An 18561-nucleotide genomic window follows, 5' to 3' on the forward strand; every position below is an offset into this window, starting at 1 on the left:
CCTGTGCCGTGCTTCCCGTGCTTCCCGTGCTTCCCGTCCGAGATCTCCGTGCTCTCTCCGTCTGCCGGACCGTACCCCCTTGTCCTCCACGTAGGGGACCTCCTCGCCCCGGAGGATGACACGGCCTCATACGAGGTTCCCACCCCAGAGCGATGTCTCGCACAGCCTCGGAAACCACCATGGATACATGACCACAGCGACCTTCACCCCCGCGTCCGCCGCCCCCGTCCCCGGCCCCGCCGCCACGGACTCGCCCGCACGCCCCGCCCACTCCGTCGGCGGCGCGATGCGCGCTGTCCGGGTCTTCCTGTCCACCGCGTTCAGCGTGGCCGTCATGGGGGAGTACCGGGAGGAGGCGGGTATCAAGCGCCGTTGACGACCCGTGACGACCCACGGCAGCCCGTAAGGGCCCGTGCCCGGCCCATTGGCCCTCTTGACGCGGGTGATTGACGCCTGACGCGTCCGGTCGTCACCTCCGGATCCACTAGGGTCGCGGCCGTGACCTACCGGACTGTGACGCTTCGCTCACTCACCGCAGTGGGGCTGCTCGCTCTGTCGCTGGCCGCGCTCGCCACGCTCTGCGTCGCCGGGCACGTTCCCATGGCCGACGCGCTCGTCTACCGGGCCGAGGGAGCTGCCGTCGTCGGCGGTACGGACATCTACGGCACAGGCGTCCCCGGCACGGACCCCCACGGCACGGACGCCCCCGGCACGGCGCGCCATGTGCCGAACCCCTACGGGCCCGACCTGTACGGGCCCGACCTGTACGGACCCGCCCCCTACGGGACCGGACCCTACGGCCCCCACCCCTACGGGACCGGCCTGCACGGCGCCGCCGGATGGCAGCTGTCCGCCGGGTATCCGCCGTTCGCCGCGATCCTCTTCGTCCCCACCACGTGGCTGCCCGTCGGCGCCCTCAAGATCGCGCTTCTGGTCGGGAACGCCGCGCTGTTCGCCCTGCTCGTCCGGTTGTCGTGGCGCTTCGCCGCGCTGTCGTCCCGGCCGACGTTCGCCCGCGTACCGATACCGGTCCCCGGCACCGGTACGTTCGCCGCGTTCACCGTCGCCGTGGCCGGTGGGCTCTGGCTCGAACCCGTCCTGCGGACCATGCTGTTCGGCCAGATCAGCCTCGCCCTCGCCTGTCTGGTCCTGTGGGACCTGTCCCGGCCCGAGTACGCGCTCGGCAAGGGCTTCGCCCTGGGCATCGCGGCGGGAATCGCCCTGACCCCGGTCGTCTTCCTCGGCCATCTGCTGCTGACCGGGCGGGTACGGGCCGGGCTGACCGCCCTCGCGGCCCTCGTCGGCACCGTACTGCTGGGCCTGCTCGTACTCCCGCAGGCCAGCGGCGAGTTCTGGACGCGGTACGTCTTCGAGACCGGAATCGAGACCGGGACCGAAGCGGGGACCGGGACCGGCACCGGAACCGGGGCCGGGGCCGGGACGGGAATCGAAACCGGCACCGGCACCGGGACCGGGACCGGCCACGACAACGACCTGGCCGACGCCGACCGGCCGTGGCCCGTCGGATCGCCCGGCAACCAGTCGCTGTACGGGCTGCTCGCCCGTGTCCCGTACGCCCCCGAGCCCGGCGGCTGGTGGGTGGTGGTCGGCGGACTCACGGCCGTCGGCGGGCTCTGGATCGCGCGCCGGGCCGTGGTCAGGGCCGGGTCGCAGACCTGGGGCGTGCTGGCCGCCGCGCTGACCGCGCTGCTGGTCGTGCCCGTCACCTGGTCCCACCACTGGGTGTGGTGCGTCCCGCTGCTCGCGGTCCTGGTCGCGGAGCGCCGCTTCCGCACCGCCACGGTGGTGGCGGTGGTGTGGACGGTGGGCGGCCATCTCGGCATGGTCCCGCACGGAGGGGAGCCGGGCCTCCGACTGCCCTGGTGGCAGCAGCCGTTGACCTCGCTGTACGCGCTGTCCGCGCTGGGGCTGCTGGCGTTCGTCGCGTGGCGGACGCGGAGGGGCGCGCGGGCGGACCTGGGTATCCCGGGACCGTCGGCCGGGGCGTATCTTCCGGCGGCCCGGACGGAAGCCGGTACGGGGGTGAGCACGCCGGTCACCACCACCGGCTGAGCGGTCGGCGGCCGGCCGCCACCCGGGCGGGTCTGACTCCTCGGCCTCGTCTGACCCGCCAGCCTCGTCGGCCCCCAACTTTCCTCAGCCCCCAACCTTCCTCAGGCCCCTCCGCCCTCCGGGTCCCGGTCCCCCGCGAGCAGCTCGTCCGCGTCCACGATCCGGTACGCGTACCCCTGCTCCGCGAGGAAGCGCTGGCGGTGCGCCGCGAAGTCCTGGTCGATCGTGTCGCGCGCGACGACCGAGTAGAAGCGTGCCTCGTGGCCGTCCGCCTTCGGACGCAGCACCCGGCCCAGCCGCTGGGCCTCCTCCTGGCGGGAGCCGAACGTACCCGAGACCTGGATCGCGACCGTCGCCTCCGGCAGGTCGATCGAGAAGTTCGCGACCTTCGAGACGACGAGCACGGACAGCTCGCCCTGCCGGAACGCGTCGAAGAGCTTCTCGCGCTGCGCGTTGCTCGTCTCGCCCTTGATGACCGGGGCGTCCAGATGCTCGCCCAGCTCGTCCAGCTGGTCGATGTACTGGCCGATGACGAGTGTCTGCTCGCCCGCGTGCTTGCGGACGAGCGCCTCCGTCACCTTCCGCTTCGTCGCCGTCGTCGCGCAGAAGCGGTACTTCTCCTCCGTCTCGGCCGTCGCGTACGCGAGACGCTCGCTGTCCGTGAGGTTGACCCGTACCTCGACGCAGTCGGCGGGCGCGATGTAGCCCTGCGCCTCGATCTCCTTCCACGGCGCGTCGAACCGCTTCGGCCCGATGAGCGAGAAGACGTCCGACTCGCGGCCGTCCTCCCGTACGAGCGTCGCCGTCAGCCCGAGACGGCGGCGGGCCTGGAGGTCGGCGGTGAACTTGAAGACCGGCGCGGGCAGCAGATGCACCTCGTCGTACACGATCAGCCCCCAGTCACGGGAGTCGAACAGCTCCAGGTGCGGATAGACACCCTTCCGGCGCGTCGTGAGGACCTGGTACGTGGCGATGGTGACCGGGCGGATCTCCTTCTTCGTACCGCTGTACTCCCCGATCTCCTCCTCGGTCAGCGAGGTCCGCTTCACCAGCTCGTGCTTCCATTGCCGGGCCGAGACGGTGTTGGTCACCAGGATCAGCGTGGTCGCCTTGGCCTGTGCCATCGCACCCGCCCCGACCAGCGTCTTTCCCGCGCCGCAGGGCAGTACGACGACCCCCGAGCCGCCGTGCCAGAACCCCTCGACGGCCTGCTTCTGGTACGGCCGCAGCGCCCAGCCGTCCTCGGCCAGCTCGATGGCGTGCGCCTCGCCGTCCACGTACCCCGCGAGGTCCTCGGCGGGCCAGCCCAGCTTGAGGAGCGTCTGCTTGATCTGACCGCGCTCGGACGGGTGCACGGCGACGGTGTCCGGGTCGATCCGGACGCCCACCAGCGGCTGGACCTTCTTGGACCGGAGGATCTCCTCCAGTACGGGCCGGTCGGTCGAGGTCAGGACCAGACCGTGGGTGGGGTGCTTGGACAGGGTGAGCCGACCGTAGCGGGCCATGGTCTCCGCGACATCGACGAGCAGCGCGTGCGGCACCGGATACCGCGAGAACTCCACCAGCGCGTCGACGACCTGCTCCGCGTCGTGCCCGGCGGCCCTGGCGTTCCACAGCCCGAGTGGAGTGAGCCGGTAGGTGTGGATGTGCTCCGGCGCCCGCTCCAGCTCGGCGAAGGGCGCGATGGCGCGGCGGCAGGCGTCGGCCTGCTCGTGGTCGACTTCGAGGAGCAACGTTTTGTCGCTCTGGACGATGAGGCAGGACACGCATTCCTCCAGATAGGGTCGTCTTTATGACAGAAACAACACCTGTCACCGCACGGGCCATGCCCCGTACTCGACACCGGAAGGGTGTCCCGGCCGGCGCACCCGGGTATGCGCGCCGCCCTCTATGTTCGCCTATCGCGCGAAACCGACGAGACGACTTCGCCAGAACGCCATGCGCGCGGCCTGTGAAGCGTTGTGCGCGGCACGCGGCTGGGAGGTCGTAGTCGCCGAGGAGGACATCGATGTCTCGGGTTTCTCGCGTGGGCTCGACCGGCCGGGACTACAACGTATCCTGACCAGGCTCGCCGAGCTGGACGTGATCGTGTTCTTCAAGATCGACCGGCTTGCGCGTTCGACGGTCGACTTCGTGGAGATCATGCGACTCGCCGAGCACCAGAGCGTTGCGCTCGCATCGGCGACGGAGCCGCTCGACCGCACGTCGTCCATGGGCCGGGCCATGGACGAAGGTGATCGCGGTCTTCGCCGAGCTGGAGTCCGAACCATCGGATGCGGGTATCCAGCGCGCACGAGCATCTGCGGCGCGAGTGCCGCTACACCGGCGGTCGGGTCCCGTACGGGTACATGGTCGTCCCCGACCCCAACGGGGCGGGCAAGGTCCTCGCGGTCAACGAGGACGAGGCCAAGACGATCAAGCGGATCGTGGAGCGGGTCCTGTCCGAGGACTCACTTGGGTCGCTGTCCAGGCTGAGGGGTCGTCCGGTCTCTTCTTGTGGGTGTCCGCCGCCCGCAGCACGGGCACGAGCGGCGGACGCCAGGAAGCCGCGAGCAGTCCCCTCGGGGGAGCGGGGACCGTGCGGCGGGCTTACTGGGGCGGCAGCTCGATTTCGATGGCGAGCGCGCCGAGCGCTTCCTTCTCCGCCGGGTAGATATCGCGGATGTTGGCGAGCTGCTGCTCGCGGGGGGAGGCCGGGTTGACGTTCGCCGGGCCCTCCCCGTCAAGCAGTTCCTCGAACGACTTGTACTCCGTGACCCGCTTCACCAGGACGTCACACGTCTCTTCGGTGCCCTTGATACGGAAGCGGATGACGTCTCCGGCGGCCAGGTCTTCGAGGTGGGGGTACTTCACCCGCACCTCGATCGTCTTCTCACCGGCGGCGACGAGGTCGAAGTAACGGCGGTAGAGGTTCAGTTCGCGGACGCGCGCGGCGGCAGTTTCCGTCATGGGGCGGGAACGCTCCTTGCTGTTGCAGTGGACATGAGCCGGCCGAGTTCACCGGCCGAGTACGAGCGGAAGAAATGGCGTGGGTCGGCGAGTAACACGTCGGTCAGACCGAGGAGGCGATCGACGTACTCTGCCAACGAGCCTGGCCACTCGCGGGTGTCGAGCATCCACGGGGCCGCACCGTCGGGCAAGGGCACTCGCCCCTCGCGGATGAGGGACTTGGACAGCTTCGCGCCCGTGTCCGTGACCACCTGGGGGCAGAAGAGTCGGGCGGTCATCTGTCCGCGAGTGAGGCCCACGGCCTGGAGGGCGCCGTCGACGAGCAGACAGCCGGGCATCCAGTCGCTGCCCTTGACCATGACGTACAGGGTGCCGCGCGCCCCAGCGATGGCCAGTTCCTTGACGAGGTTGCGGTACAGCGTGGCGAGGTCGAGGTATCCACCGGTCGCGGGTTCGATGACCACCTCGTATTCACCGTGGTGCAGGCACATAGCCGAGATGGTTGCCCGCTCAAAACCGTCGTCACGGACGTGGGTCCGCTTGGCGTGCTTCTCGGCCCACCTGCATCCCGGGCGAGGGCAGGGAACGCGAACGTGTGGCACGCCGGACGACGGAGACAGGTGCCAGCGTGCGGCGTCCAAGCGGGGCAGCAGACGGAGCCAGGTACGGCGGAAGTGCTCGCCCGCCTGCTGCTGGCTGTAGGTCTCGACGGAGTACGACACGTTCAGGCGCTCGGACAGGGCGGTGAACAGCGGCCGGTACAACTTGTCGACCTGGTCAGCGATGCCCGCCTCGCCCAGGGCGTGCGCATAGGCACGCTGGTAGCGGTGACCGGTCTCCTTGTCGGTGACGATGGCGTACGGAGCGTTGTCGAGTGCGCTGAACTGGACTTCCGCCGGTACGCCGAACCTGTCTCGGACCCGGGCCGCCGTGGCGAACGTGAGCGACTGAACCAGGGACGTGCCGACGTGCGGTGCTCCGTTGATCTGCGTTCCCACCACGAACACGATGCGCTCCGGAGCCACCTGGGCGATGTGCGGCCTCAGCAGGTCCTCAGCACTCGTCAGCGCGTTGGCGAGCACGGTGTTCGGCGATACGGGATAGATGGTCACCGCGTCTTCCCCTCGGTAGATGGGCAGGGCAGCGCCGCAGAGCGGCGGGTGTGCGTTCAGCGGTAGAGCTGCGATTGCGTGGTGGACCCGCCCCCGCGCCGGGGGGAACCGGAAGAGACGCGTGGGCGGGAGTCATCGGGTCGGACGCCCGCGGGGACGTCGGTGACGGCCCGCCCTGACGGAGGGGTGGGGCAGCCCCCCCGGCCAGGGCAGGATGCTGCGGAAGACGAGGCCGGCGAGTCGGCAGCGGGTACACGCGGAGGCAGTACCGAGCGTCGTAGTCCGCCACGGTGAACACGAAGACGCGGCCTGCCGCGAGGGCGCGAAGGGCTTGCTCGTACGCCGCCTCGCTGTGCGCCCACGCCTGTAACTCGACATCAGGGCGCGGGACTTCCGGCACAGCGAGAACGAGCGGTGCGTCACGGAGGCCCAGGGCCCCGCCGTCCGGGGACAGCAGCCGTGCGAAACGGTGCGCGGACGCTCTCAGCCACCGGGCCGCGAGGCGCGGGGAACGGCCGCGATAGGTGGCGAGCAGGACTTCACGGGAGCCACTGAGGTCGTGGGTGGCGGCTTCACATCGGAATGCGACAGGAGGTCGCACGAAGGCACGTGCAGAGGTCGGTGGGGCGAGCGTCAGCACGTCCGGGCTCACCGCCGACGGTCCTGGGCCGATTCCCTCGCCTTGATCATGCGGCCGAGCTGGTTGTAGTACAGCTCGACTTGCGCAGGGGTGAAGACGAGCAACGACTCGCAGGTGCCTCCGTCCTCGTAATGGACGGTGACTGCCATGGCGGCCTGCTGCGCACGAGGGTCGTACACAGCGTCGCGCCGTACGGGCGTGACATGCGTGACCGGAACCGGCACGGGGCGGAGGGTGCTGCCGTCGGACCTTGCGCGCCAGTCCACGCCTCCGCCAGGCGGACGGAGCTGGTAAGACGCCGAGCTGTCGCTTGGCAGGGCGACGATGACCCCGATCGTTCCCGCCTTGGCCAGATCGATGGCGAGGTCGCCAAGGCGGGGATGGAAGGGGCTACCTGCGCTCAAAGTGGTCTGGGACGCGGGGAGTTGCTGCGAGGTTTGATCGGCCATGCCCCGAAGCTAGGTGGGTGCTCGGGGCCCCATATGAATCGCAGGAATACGACCCCTACCCGTCGAGGTGGAAGCGGTCTGACATGCGACGCAGCTTCTCACGAGTGCTCGCCCGCTCGGCGTACACGATGCTGCGCAGGGTTGACCGGGCGATGGGATGGTTCCGGACGAGCTGGGGCGCGATGACCTCGGCCTTCTCCAGTTCCTTCAGCGCCTTGTCGCGGTTCCCATCCCACAGCCACGCACGGGCAAGGTCCATGTGGTGGTGGCCCTGACGGGAGTTGGGAAGCGACTCGATCAACTCCTTGCTCGTGCGACGGTTTATCGACAGAGCCTCACGTTGCTCATGCATCTCCAGTGCCACGCTGATCGCGTGGATCTGCACGTTGCCCGGCGAGAAGGTCAGACTGTGGCGGTCGTAGATCGGAGGGCCGGCGGCCTCAGCCATCCGCTTGGCCGCGCTCCGTGCATGCTTGATCCGGTCCTTCGCTTCGGCCTTACGACCGCCCCGCGCCGCCGAGACTGCCGCGCGCAGTTGCAGTGTCCCCCATGCCCGCACGGCCAACGGCTCACCGCGGTCGTAATCCCGCTGCACGCTGCGAATCGCCTTGTCAGACAGGGCAACAGAGTCGTCCCAGTCGGCCGTGGCCCACATGTCCCACACGCGCATCCAGTCGGCGACGGCGGGCATCACCGGGTCGCCGGACAGCCGTGCTGACCATGCGGCCCGTTCGCACGCCATGGCTACCAGTTCCGGGTGCCCAAGGGCGTGCGCGGCGGTGTGCGCGAACTTGCAGCACACCGCATAGATGGCGTATGCCTCTTCCTGCTCGTGGCCCGTGGCGACTTCGGCCAGGGCGCGCGCCTCACGGAACAGGTCGGGGAGCACCTGCACGATCGCCACGTTCGCGGCAGCGTCGCGGAGGCGGTGCAGGCGGGTGGTTTCCTGCCACAGCTGACCGGCTGGGCGGGGGGTTCCGTCGAAGACGGGAGTGAGGTCGTAACGGCGCAGCTCACGCATGATCGCGGCGGCAGACACCTGCCACTGATTCTCGGCCGGGGTGGTGCTGTTGTACGGACGCCCAATCAGGTCGTTCGGGTGTACGTGCAGTTCCGAGGCGAGCAGATTGAGCAGGCCGACGCGGTCGAGTTCGATGTGCCCGCGTTCCATCTTGGACACCCAGCCCTGTGTCTTACCCAGGGCTGCAGCGAGGTCGGCTTGCGTCATGCCGAGGCGGAGCCGAGCGCGACGTGCGCGACGGCCGATCTCTTCGGCTTCTTCCAGCATCAGCGCGCCCCCCTAGGGGTGAGGCGCCGGCAGTTCAGCGGGCGGCGAGGCATCGTGCTCCATCCATCAGGGCTTCTCCCCTTGACGGTACCCAGGTCGCAGGCCCGGGTGTGGAGTGCCCAGGACAGGAAGTGGCAACCTGCGGGGTCTCGACACTTACCAGGCAGAACCACTCCACAGCTCGGATCTATCCGCTGGTGTGCGCATCGCACCTGACCGTTGCGTGGAGGGGCTGTCATGCTGCTTCGTTTCCAGGTTACGAATCACGCTTCGCTCCGGGCGGAGCAGGAGCTGTCCTTCATCGCGGCGGACCGACATCCGGAGCGGGCCGAGGCGGAGGTGCCGGGGAGCGGTCACCGGACGGTCCCCGTGCTGGCCATCTACGGAACCAATGCCTCGGGCAAGTCGAATGTCATTGACGCCCTTGGCTGGATGTGCACAGCGGTGCTTTCTTCGTTTCGCAGATGGGACCCGAGTGGCGGCGTCCCGCGCCGCCCCTTCGCGCTGAGAGGGGACGCGGCATCGCATCCGAGTTCCTTCGCTGTTGATGCTGCGTATCCGGGCGGCGGCGGGGCAACAGGGGGCTATGACCGCTGAGACGGAACGGACCGGGGCTGCGAAGGCCGTGCCCGGGGGTATTTCGTGGGGCAGGACCGTGCTGCGGATCCTGATCATGACGGTGGCGTTCGTCGCCCTGATGGCGTTCGCCGCCGTGCTGGCCGAGCTGACGTTGACGCCGTCGCCGGCGTCCGTCGGCATGGCGGGCTCGAACCTTCAGGTGGGGCACTCGCTGCGGCAGTACGCGGAGGACTACACGTTTCTCTCGGCGTGCAAGCAGATCGGCGGCAATCTGCTGATGGGAGCGCCTTTCGGAGTGCTGCTCCCGTTGCTGATGCCGCGCAGGCTGCGGATGCTGCGTGTGGTGCTGCTCACCGCGATGGTGATGATGCTGGTGGAGATGGCGCAGGGTGCGGTCATCGAGGGCCGGGCCTTCGACGTCGACGACGTCATCCTGAACACGAGCGGCGCGCTGATCGCGTATCTGCTGGTGGGGCGGCGGGTGTCGCGCAGGTTCCACATGCTGGCCGTGCCCAGGAAGGCGCCGGAGGACGAGCAGGCGCCCCGGGAGGCGGTGCCCGCGAAGGAGAAGGCGCGGGATCTGGACAAGAAGCCCGTGGAGACGGCCTCGAAAAAGCGCGGCTCCGCGTTTCTGCCGAAATCCCTTACGGGCAAGGCCAGGGCCGGGGGTACGGGCAAGGCCGGAGGTACGGGCAAGGCCGGGGATTCGACCAAGCGCCCGACCAAGCGCCCGGTGAAGGACCCGGTCAAGGGCTCGGTCAAGGCCCCGGTCAAGGGCGCCCGCAAGAAGCCCGTCATGGCCAAGGCGGGCGCCGCCGGTTCCTCCTCGGGCGGTGCCCAGGGCCGCGCCGAGTCGTGGTCCCAGCGGATGGCGCGGCTCGGGCGGAGCCGCGAGCGGTGAGGCCCCGGCGCGGCGCCGGGGCCGTGGCGCCGGTCAGGCCGGGTCGTCGGCCAGTTCCGCCACGCCCGTGATCCGGTGCAGCGGGTACGTGCGGACCTCGTCCGCCGTGTGGTCGTACGCCGTGACGTAGCCGCCCTCCACCCGTACCGGCGCGATGACGCGCTGGCTGGCCGCGCCGTCCGCGTTGACGTAGCCGATCCAGACCGCCGAGCCCGTCATGGCCGCCGCCTGCACGGTCGCGAGGGTCTCGCCCGGGGTGGTGCGGGGCAGCGCGCCGTTCAGGGCCGCCGCCCTCGGGGAGGCGGCGCCCGACGCGGGTGCCGGAACCGTGGCCTCGGGCCCCGGTTTGCGGACGACCGTCGCGGCCATGTCCCCGGCCCTGATCGCCTTCACCGCCGCGCTCAGCAGCGTCGCGTCCGGCGTGGGCGGCCCGTCGGCCACGGGGACGGGCGCGGTACGGGGCGGGGTGCGGTGGGCGAGCGCGCGGGTGATCATGACATCGCCCTCGGTGGACTCCGCAGCCGGCGCGAACCCCATGGTGCGCAAGCCGTCCAGCAGCGCCGCCGCCTCCGCGTGGGCGGCCAGGACGGTCGGGGCCAGCCTGCGCAGCCGCATGCCCTGGGAGCGCTTGTCGGCCAGGATCTCGTCGAGGACCGCCTCGTCGTCGCAGCGTACGTACGCGGACGCCGAGCCGACCCGCAGGTGGCCGTGTTTGCGTGCCACGTCGTCGATCAGATAGGCGAGCGGCTGCGGTACCGGCGTACGGCTGTGGGCCTTGAGGAAATCGTGCAGGTCGGAGGCCGACTGCCCGGCGTCGAGGGCCCGCCGTACGGAACCGGGCGTGAAGCGGTAGACGGTCGCCCCGCCCTTCGACTCCACGTCCGCCGTGATCGCGAGCAGCTCCGCGAGCGGGCGCAGCAGCGGGCCGGGGGCGACGGCGGTGAGGTCGGCCTGGAGCAGTACGTGATCGAGCGGCGCGGGCAGCAGCGGCGCGAGGACCCGCGCGGCGCGCGCCCCGGCGGCGGCGAGTTCGGCGGCGCTGCCGACGCCCGTACCCGTAGGGCGACCCGTCAGGGCAGGGCTCCCAGTAGGGCCTCCCGTAGGGCTCCCCGCAGGGCCTCCCGTAGGGCTCCCCGTAGGGGCCGCGCCCGGTGTGGCTCCCGCAGTGGCACCCGTAGTGGCTCCCGCAGCAGCTCCCGCAGTGACCCCTGCCGTGGCGCCCTGGGTGGCTCCCGCCGTGGCCTGGTCCGGGTTCCGGGGGGCCGCCAGCAGCGCGCGGGCGTGGGACGCGAGCGCGCCCCGGCCCGTGAAGCCCAGCATCTCCGCCTCGTTCATCGTCCACGCCGCCAGCCGCGAGCGCAGGTCGTCCGGGCGCCCGCCCGCCGACGCGCCGCGCAGCGGGCGCTCCCAGCGCAGCCGGGCGAGCAGCGACTCCGGGTCGGGGGCCGTGCCCTCGGGCAGCGTGGCGAGGAGTTCCAGGATCCGGCGCCGCACCTCGGGCGCCGGGCCCCGGTCCAGGTCGGGGCCGAGCACGGCGAGCGTGCGGCCCTTGCTGTCCTGACCGCCGACCAGCCCGGCCGTGCGCGTCGCCGTCAGCCAGGCGACGGCGAGCCCGGCCCACCGCTCGGCGGCGGGCAGCTCCTGCCAGTCGTCGTAGGCGGGGGTCGGCGCGTACCGCTCGTCGGTCTGCCCGTCCGGCGCCAACAGCCCTGCCGCATAGGCCAGTTCGACCCAGAACGCGGCCACCGGCTCGGTGACGTCCAGCGCGGTCGCGGTCCGCTTCAGGTCGCGTACGGACAGGCCACCGGCCCGCAGGACGTTCGGGCCGCCCTCGTTCCAGTCCTTGGCCAGCTCCTCGATGGTGGCGAGCGCGGTGTACGCCTGCCCGGCCGCCGTGCTGTCCACCACCTGTGGACGGTTCGACGGCGGCGACCCGCCCGAGGACGCCGACCCCACCGCTCCCACCGGGCGGGACGAGCCGCCCGCCCCGCCCGCTTCGGCTCGCGGCGCCACCTCCGGCGCCACCGGCTCCGGCTTGCGGTGCGCGCGGCCCGCCCGCAGGTGCAGCGCCGCCTCGCGCGGCAGGACGACCGTACGGGCGGTCGCGGGCAGCAGCAGCCCCCGGTCGCGCAGCCAGCGCACCGGCGGAGTGGGGCTCGCCGTCACCTCTCCGTACGGCGGCCCCCACACCAGCCGGTCCAGCACCGACAGCGCCTCCATCGGCGCGGTGTCCAGCAGCGCCGCCATCCGCGTCCGGTCCGTGAACAGCGCGGTGATCGACGCGACCGCCGAGACCGGGTCGTGGGTGGAGGGCAGTCCGGCCGAGATCAGGATCTCCTGGAGCCGCCCCGGCGACATGCCCGACGTGGCCTCCGCGACGGTCGGGCCGAGACCGGTGGGCGAAGGGTGGGTGGGGGACGGCGCGAGGAGTTCACGGGCGGTGCGCACCAGCCGCAGCCGGTCGTCCTCGCCCCAGATCAGCGCCTGGTCGCGCAGGGTCTCCACGGCGACCGGCAGCGCCGCCTCGATGCGCGGGTCGCCCTCGTCGCCGGTCAGCAGCGCGCGCAGCGTGTCGTACGGCGCGGGCTCGGGCGCGACGGCCAGCGCCTCCGCCGTCTGGAGCGTGAAGCGGTCGAGCCGCTCCAGCGCCCGGACGACCGAGGCGCGGGTGCCGGCCCTGGTCGCGAGCTGGGAGAGATCGTTCGGTACGGGACTGAGCAGATCGGGCCGGGCGCGCAGGAGGGCGGTGAGCGAACGGTCGCCCCGGGTGCGCAGCGCCTCCGCGAGCGTGCGCGGTGGCGTACTGCCGGTCCCCTCTGGAACTCCTTCAGGCACGTGCGCCTCCTGCTCGGGCTTCGCGGATCCCCATCCGTTCCACGTTAGCCCGTCCGTCGATCGGGGAGTGGGAGAAGGAGCGGGGGCGGGGCGACGGGTCGGCGGCCAGGGGCGGGCCGTGGCGGCCCTGGGCGGGTCGGCGAGGGCGGGACGACCCCGGTTCGCCCGGGTGCGGCGCCGGGTGAGGTGCCGGGTGCGGCGGCGGTGAGGCGCCGGGTGAGGGTCGGGTGCGGCGCCGGGTGAGGCACGGATGTACTGGACGTACGCGGACGACTCCGCGAACATCGCGTGCGAGTGGCCGTCGTGACGGCGGGCACACGGGTGGCGGTACGGCATTGCCGCTGGTGCGCGCTGGTGCGGGGAGGACTGTGTGGGGATCGAGAGCGATCGGCTCGTGTACGACTATCTGAGCCGGGTCGGGGACGCGGCTCAGCAGCAGCATCTGTCCTCCGGGGACCGGATGCGGCTCGTCTCGACGCTGCGGAACGAGATCGACCGTCAACGCGGCAAGTACGCGACCGACAGCCCGGCGGCCGTGCGCCGCATCCTGGGGCGGCTGGGCGAACCGGCGGCGCTGGTGAGCGCGGCGGCAGGGACGGACGGGGCCGGGCAGGGCGCGGCGGGCGCGGCGCCGACGGCTCCGGTACGGCCCGTGCCGGAGCAGCGGTCACGGCCCAAGTCCCTGGGGATCAAGGGACTCATGGGTGCCATAGGGGCCAAGGGCGGCAACGGCGGCAACGGCGGGAACGGTGGCAAGAGGTCTTCCGGGACGTCCGGCGGCGCCGGGACGGTCGCGGAACCGGCCGGGCCGATGGTCCCCGTACCCCCGGCAGCCTCCGCGCCCCCTGTATCGCCCGTATCCCCGACCCCGGTATCTCCCGCGCCTCGCGTATCTCCCGTAACTCCCGTAACTCCCGCATCTCCTGACGAGGCGTCCGAGGCGCCCGAGCTGTCCGAGGCGTCCGAGCCCCCGGCCGCCGCTCCCGCTCCCGCTCCGGCGCCCGAGCCGCCGTCGGAGTCCACGGAGCTACCGGCGGCCTTCCGGTCGTCCGGGTCCCTGAGCCTGGACAAGCCCTCGGTCCCGTCCCCGACCCGCCCCGACTGGTGGCGGATCGAAGCCGGACCGCTCAGCGAGCCGGTGCGGAGCGCGGGCTACGGCGAGGACCTCGGCGACGGGCACGGCACCGGGTTCGTGGGCGGCATCGAGATCCCCGAAATCCTTGACGCGCCACCGAAGAAGGACTCCGAGAGCGGCGCCGAGAAGGAGCGCGAGGAGCGGGAGGGGCGCAAGGAGCATGAGGGGCGCAAGGCGCGGAAGGTACGGAAGGGGCGCAAGGGGCAGGTCCTCGCCGAGACGGCCGTGACGGCCGAAGCTGTCGAGGCAGCCGAGGCCGTCGAGGCCGTGCCGGGCCAGGCATCCGGCACGGATGGTGCGGGCCGCAGCCGTCGGCGCCTGCCGCGCCTGCTGCCGGGCCGCCGCGCGGACAAGCCCGCCATGGGCCTGTCCAACCCGCTCCTCATGCTGGCGGCGGCGCTCCTCGTCGCGGGCGCCTTCCTCGGTTCGTGGCTCGCGCTCGGCGGCGGCTGGCTCCTCGCGTACGCCTCCCGCACCCTCTCGCGCGCCGAGGCCAAGTGGGCGGTCTTCGGCCTGCCGGGCGTCGCGGCGGCGGGCGGACTGGTGTGGATCTGGGGCCGCCTGGACCAGCGTTGGGGCGAGGCGATCCCCAAGGACGGCATGGCGGACGCGCTCACCGGCGTCTGGCCGGTGGTGCTCCGTACGGCGGCTGTGTCGTCGGCGCTGTATCTCGTGTGGCGCGCCCGGCGGAAGCGGGTGCCCCGGTAGCGGGCGAAACAACACACAACGAGCCGAGGCCGAAACACGACGAGCCGAGGCGAGGGGAGCCGAGCCGAGGGGAGTGGAGGGGAGGCAGGGACCGAGGCCCCGACGCCCCCGAAGAAACGGGTGCCCAGGGCCGCAGCCCCGGGCACCCGGTCTCGGATCCCCCCGGTCACCCGGCCCCGGCCCCGGGCACCCGGCCCGGTCACACGGCCCCGGTCGCCCGGTCACCCGGTCCCGGATCCCCCGGCCCCGGATCCCCCGGTCACGCGGTCACCTCGCCCAACGGGCTCAGCCCACGCTGTCCTTGAAGTCGTCCTCGCACTTCTGCTGCTCCGCCTGGGTGTCCGCGCTGCTCAGGCAGTCCCGCAGGTCGCTGAACCCCTCGCTCTTGAAGAACGACACCCCCACCGCGATGATCAGCCCCGACGCCAGGATCGCGAGCACACCGATGATCGCGCCGATCAGCGCCATCGTGCCGTTCGTCGCCTCCCCGCGCTTGCCGCGCCGGAAGCCGATGACGCCGAAGACGATCGCGAGCAGACCGAGCACGATCCCGCCGACGACCGTCCAGAAGAACACCAGCCCGATCAGACTCACGACCAGCGCGGCTATGCCGAGGCCGTTGCGGGGAGCCGGACCGCCGCCGTACGGGTCGGCCCCCGGGTAGCCGTAGTTCTGTCCATGTGCCGATGCCATACCGGTCTCCCCGACGTTGTGATCGATGATGTCCCGGCCAACTCCGGGGCAGGGGCCTACCACCCCCGTGGTCCTCACCTACCCAGGTGAAGGCCCATGACGCCCGGCCCGGTGGGGGCCGGAACGCCGCCCCTCCCGCGTTGTCCGGACTCCGACCCTACCTACTGTGGACCGCCCGGCCGTCCGTGCGTTCCGGGCTGTACGGCGCCCCCGGCACCACCAGCGGCGACCCCGTCACCGGGTCGGGGATCACCACCGACTCCAGGCCGAAGACCTCCCGCACCAGCTCCCGCGTCACCACCTTCGCGGGCGCCCCCTCCGCCACGATGCGCCCCGCCTTCATCGCGACGAGGTGATCCGCGTACCTGGCCGCCTGGTTGAGGTCGTGCAGGACGATCACGACCGTACGGCCCTGCTCGTGGTTGAGGCGGCGGACCAGGTCGAGGACCTCCACCTGGTGGGAGATGTCGAGGAAGGTCGTCGGCTCGTCCAGGAGCAGCAGCTCCGTCTCCTGCGCGAGGGCCATCGCGATCCACACGCGCTGGCGCTGACCGCCCGACAGCTCGTCCACCGGGCGGTCGGCGAGCGCGGTCACGTCCGTACGCGCCATCGCCTCCGTCACCGCGCGCTCGTCCTCGTCCGACCACTGCTGCCACCAGTGCTGGTACGGCTGCCGGCCGCGCGAGACCAGGTCGGCGACCGTGATCGCCTCCGGCGCGACCGGCGACTGGGGCAGCAGCCCGATCGACCGGGCGATCCGCCGCGTCGGGATCCGCGCCAGCTCCGTACCGTCCAGCAGGACGGAGCCGCCCCGCGGCTTGAGCAGCCGTCCCAGCGCGCGCAGGGTGGTCGACTTGCCGCAGGCGTTCGGGCCGACGATCACCGACACCCGGCCGTCGGGGATGTCGAGGTCCAGTCCGTGGACGACCGTGCGGTCCTCGTAGGCGAGCGTCAGCTCGCGGGCGACCAGTTTGCTCACGCCTTGCCTCCTGTGCCGGTGCCCACGGCGCCGCCGCGGATACTCCGGCCTCGCACGAGAAGCCAGATCAGATACGGGGCGCCCACCGCCGCCGTCAGTACGCCCACCGGCAGCTCCGTCGGCGACAGCAGCCGCCGGGCCAGCAGGTCCGCGAGTACGACGATCACCGCGCCCAGCAACGCCGAGCACAGCAGCGGGATCTGCGCGGTACGGGTCATGCGCCGGGCGATCTGCGGGGCGAGCAGCGCCACGAAGTCCACCGGGCCGGCCGCCCCCGTGGCGACCGAGGCCAGCACCACCCCCAGCGCCACCAGGCCGAGCCGCACCCGGCCGAGCCGTACCCCGAGGGCGGTCGCGGTGTCGTCGTCCATCGACACGGTGCGCTGCGCGTACGCGGCCCACGCCACCGCCGGGGCAGCCGCCAGCAGCACCCAGCCGAGCGGCGCGGCGGAGTCCCAGCCCCGGCCGTTGAGCGAGCCGGTCATCCACACCTGGGCCTGCTGGGCGACGAGATAGTCGCCCTTGGTCAGGAAGAGCGTGGTGACCGAGCGCAGCGCGATCGCGAAGCCGATGCCGATGAGCACGAAACGCGTGGCGTGCAGCCCGCCGCGCCAGGCGAAGACGTACACGAGGGCCGCCGCCGCGACGCCGCCCGCGACGGACAGGTAGGGCAGTACGGAGAACGACGTGATCCCGAACGTCATCGCGCCGACCGTCAGCGCGCTCGCGCCCTGGCTGACGCCGATGATGTCCGGGCTGGCCAGCGGGTTGCGGGCGACGGTCTGGATCAGCCCGCCCGCGACCCCGAACGCGAGGCCCACCAGCAGCCCGACGACCATGCGCGGCAGCCGCAGCGTGCCCACGACGAGTTCCTGGGACGACTCGCGCCCCAGCAGCACCCGCAGCACCTCGGACGGCGGTACGAAGCTCTCGCCGACGCTCAGGTACGCGACGCAGACCGCGCCGAGCGCGACGGCGAGCCCGACGGCCACCAGCGCCGCCCGCCGGTGCAGCAGGAACGTACCGCGCCCGCCGCCGACCCGGACGCGCGCGTAACCGGCCGGCCGCACTCCGGGTGCGCCCCCAGTGGTGGCCGTCACGCCGGAACCGCCTTCCGCCGTACGAGGGTGACCAGGAACGGCACGCCGATCAGCGCCGTCATCACGCCCGCGGGCACCTCGCCGGGCGGGAAGACGATCCGGCCGACGACGTCGGAGACGAGCAGCATCACCGGCCCGATCAGCGCGGCCATCGGCAGTACCCAGCGGTGGTCGGTGCCGACGATCGCGCGGGCGATGTGCGGTACGGCGAGACCGACGAAGGCGATCGGCCCGGCGGCGGCGACGCCCACCCCGGTCAGCACGGTCGCGCCGAGGCCGCCGAGCACGCGGACGGCCGCGACGTTCTGGCCCAGGCCCTTCGCCACGTCCTCGCCGAGCGCGAGGGCGTCGAGGCCCCGGGCCACGGATATCACCAGGACCGTGCCGATCAGCAGGAACGGCCAGACCTGGTGGACCACGTCGGCGTCCCGGCCCGCGATCGAGCCGACCTGCCAGAAGCGGAACTCGTCCAGCGTCGCCGCGTCCGTCGTCAGCACCCCGTGGGTCACCGACACCAGCAGCGCGTTGATCGCGGCGCCGCCGAGGGCGAGCTTGACGGGCGTCGCGCCGCCCCGCCCGCTGGAGGCGATCGCGTACACGGCGACCGAGGCGATGCCCGCGCCCGCGAACGCGTACCAGACGTAACCGGTCAGGGTGTGCACCCCGGCGAAGGCGATGGCCAGCACGACCCCCACCGAGGCGCCCTGGCTGATACCGAGGATCCCGGGGTCGGCGATCGGATTGCGGGTGATGCCCTGGAGCGCGGTGCCCGCGAGCGCGAGCGCCGCCCCCACCATCAGCCCGATCAGCGTGCGCGGCAGCCGCAGTTGGCGTATCACCTCGGCGTCGTCGCTGTGCCCGCCGCGCAGCAGGGCGTCCAGGACGGCAGAGGGCGCGACCGCGCGGGCCCCGACGGCGAGGCTCAGCAGGACCGCGAGCAGGACGGCGACGACGGCCGCCGCCGTCCAGCCGACCCGGCGGACCACGGGGGTGCGCCGGGTGGCCCGCCCCGGGGAGCGGGTCGTCGGGGCGGCGGCTGACATCGGTACCCATCGGGGGAGTCGGGAAGCGGCGGAGTCGGGAAGCGGCGGAGGCGGGAAGCGGCGGAGGCGGGAAGCGG

16 protein-coding genes are annotated in these 18561 nt (G+C 72.1%); 6 read left to right on the forward strand and 10 right to left on the reverse strand.

The window, feature by feature from the left end; genetic code table 11:
- The first annotated feature begins 187 nt into the window (after window positions 1–187).
- Complete coding sequence (locus DVH02_RS29730; protein WP_114626953.1) at window positions 188–376, forward strand: hypothetical protein; 189 nt, start codon at window positions 188–190, stop codon at window positions 374–376.
- Between the two features lie 224 nt (window positions 377–600).
- Complete coding sequence (locus DVH02_RS36520; RefSeq protein WP_233518538.1) at window positions 601–2073, forward strand: glycosyltransferase 87 family protein; 1473 nt, start codon at window positions 601–603, stop codon at window positions 2071–2073.
- A 101-nt stretch (window positions 2074–2174) separates the two neighbouring features.
- Here the strand turns inward: DVH02_RS36520 and DVH02_RS29740 are convergent, their stop codons facing one another.
- Window positions 2175–3839, reverse strand: coding sequence for a DNA repair helicase XPB (locus tag DVH02_RS29740; RefSeq protein WP_114626955.1), 1665 nt, complete (start codon window positions 3837–3839; stop codon window positions 2175–2177).
- Between the two features lie 172 nt (window positions 3840–4011).
- On the opposite strand from DVH02_RS29740, the gene DVH02_RS37205 reads away from it, so the two are divergent.
- On the forward strand, window positions 4012–4548 hold the full coding sequence (locus tag DVH02_RS37205) for a recombinase family protein (RefSeq protein ID WP_158575953.1): 537 nt from the start codon (window positions 4012–4014) through the stop codon (window positions 4546–4548).
- Between the two features lie 114 nt (window positions 4549–4662).
- Here DVH02_RS37205 and DVH02_RS29750 read toward each other — a convergent pair whose 3' ends face one another.
- The 4 genes from DVH02_RS29750 to DVH02_RS29770 all read right to left on the reverse strand — a co-directional run bounded on the left by DVH02_RS29750 (window position 4663) and on the right by DVH02_RS29770 (window position 8511).
- Window positions 4663–5022 carry an ASCH domain-containing protein gene (locus tag DVH02_RS29750; protein WP_114626957.1) on the reverse strand — a complete coding sequence of 120 codons (360 nt, stop codon included), beginning with the start codon at window positions 5020–5022 and terminating at the stop codon, window positions 4663–4665.
- A complete protein-coding gene (locus DVH02_RS29755) occupies window positions 5019–6134 on the reverse strand; it encodes a hypothetical protein (RefSeq protein WP_114626958.1) in 1116 nt (371 codons plus the stop codon). The genes DVH02_RS29750 and DVH02_RS29755 overlap by 4 nt, the downstream gene beginning before the upstream one ends.
- 648 nt (window positions 6135–6782) lie before the next feature.
- Window positions 6783–7223, reverse strand: coding sequence for a hypothetical protein (locus DVH02_RS29765; RefSeq protein ID WP_114626959.1), 441 nt, complete (start codon window positions 7221–7223; stop codon window positions 6783–6785).
- Window positions 7224–7278: 55 nt separating this feature from the next.
- Window positions 7279–8511 (reverse strand): helix-turn-helix domain-containing protein, encoded by a 1233-nt coding sequence (locus tag DVH02_RS29770; protein WP_114626960.1) that lies wholly within the window; start codon window positions 8509–8511, stop codon window positions 7279–7281.
- 237 nt (window positions 8512–8748) lie between these two features.
- On the opposite strand from DVH02_RS29770, the gene DVH02_RS29775 reads away from it, so the two are divergent.
- Both DVH02_RS29775 and DVH02_RS37025 read left to right on the forward strand, forming a co-directional pair.
- A complete protein-coding gene (locus DVH02_RS29775; RefSeq protein ID WP_114626961.1) occupies window positions 8749–9108 on the forward strand; it encodes an AAA family ATPase in 360 nt (119 codons plus the stop codon).
- Complete coding sequence (locus DVH02_RS37025) at window positions 9098–9991, forward strand: VanZ family protein (protein ID WP_325051414.1); 894 nt, start codon at window positions 9098–9100, stop codon at window positions 9989–9991. Before DVH02_RS29775 ends, DVH02_RS37025 begins: the two co-directional genes overlap by 11 nt.
- 33 nt (window positions 9992–10024) lie before the next feature.
- Here DVH02_RS37025 and DVH02_RS29785 read toward each other — a convergent pair whose 3' ends face one another.
- Window positions 10025–12826, reverse strand: coding sequence for a helicase C-terminal domain-containing protein (locus DVH02_RS29785; RefSeq protein ID WP_114626962.1), 2802 nt, complete (start codon window positions 12824–12826; stop codon window positions 10025–10027).
- 370 nt (window positions 12827–13196) lie between these two features.
- Here DVH02_RS29785 and DVH02_RS29790 point away from each other — a divergent pair, with 370 nt between their 5' ends.
- Window positions 13197–14669, forward strand: a complete 1473-nt coding sequence (locus DVH02_RS29790) for a hypothetical protein (RefSeq protein WP_114626963.1) — start codon at window positions 13197–13199, stop codon at window positions 14667–14669.
- A 285-nt stretch (window positions 14670–14954) separates the two neighbouring features.
- On the opposite strand, the gene DVH02_RS29795 is transcribed toward DVH02_RS29790, so the two are convergent.
- From DVH02_RS29795 to DVH02_RS29810, 4 genes are all read right to left on the reverse strand, one after another.
- On the reverse strand, window positions 14955–15362 hold the full coding sequence (locus DVH02_RS29795; RefSeq protein WP_199566465.1) for a DUF4190 domain-containing protein: 408 nt from the start codon (window positions 15360–15362) through the stop codon (window positions 14955–14957).
- Window positions 15363–15519: 157 nt separating this feature from the next.
- Window positions 15520–16341 carry an ABC transporter ATP-binding protein gene (locus DVH02_RS29800; protein ID WP_114626964.1) on the reverse strand — a complete coding sequence of 274 codons (822 nt, stop codon included), beginning with the start codon at window positions 16339–16341 and terminating at the stop codon, window positions 15520–15522.
- A complete protein-coding gene (locus tag DVH02_RS29805) occupies window positions 16338–17441 on the reverse strand; it encodes a FecCD family ABC transporter permease (RefSeq protein ID WP_114626965.1) in 1104 nt (367 codons plus the stop codon). Before DVH02_RS29805 ends, DVH02_RS29800 begins: the two co-directional genes overlap by 4 nt.
- Complete coding sequence (locus DVH02_RS29810) at window positions 17438–18484, reverse strand: FecCD family ABC transporter permease (RefSeq protein WP_114626966.1); 1047 nt, start codon at window positions 18482–18484, stop codon at window positions 17438–17440. The genes DVH02_RS29805 and DVH02_RS29810 overlap by 4 nt, the downstream gene beginning before the upstream one ends.
- Window positions 18485–18561 lie beyond the last annotated feature (77 nt).

The organism is Streptomyces corynorhini, assembly GCF_003346515.1.
GTDB classification, from domain to species: domain Bacteria; phylum Actinomycetota; class Actinomycetes; order Streptomycetales; family Streptomycetaceae; genus Streptomyces; species Streptomyces corynorhini.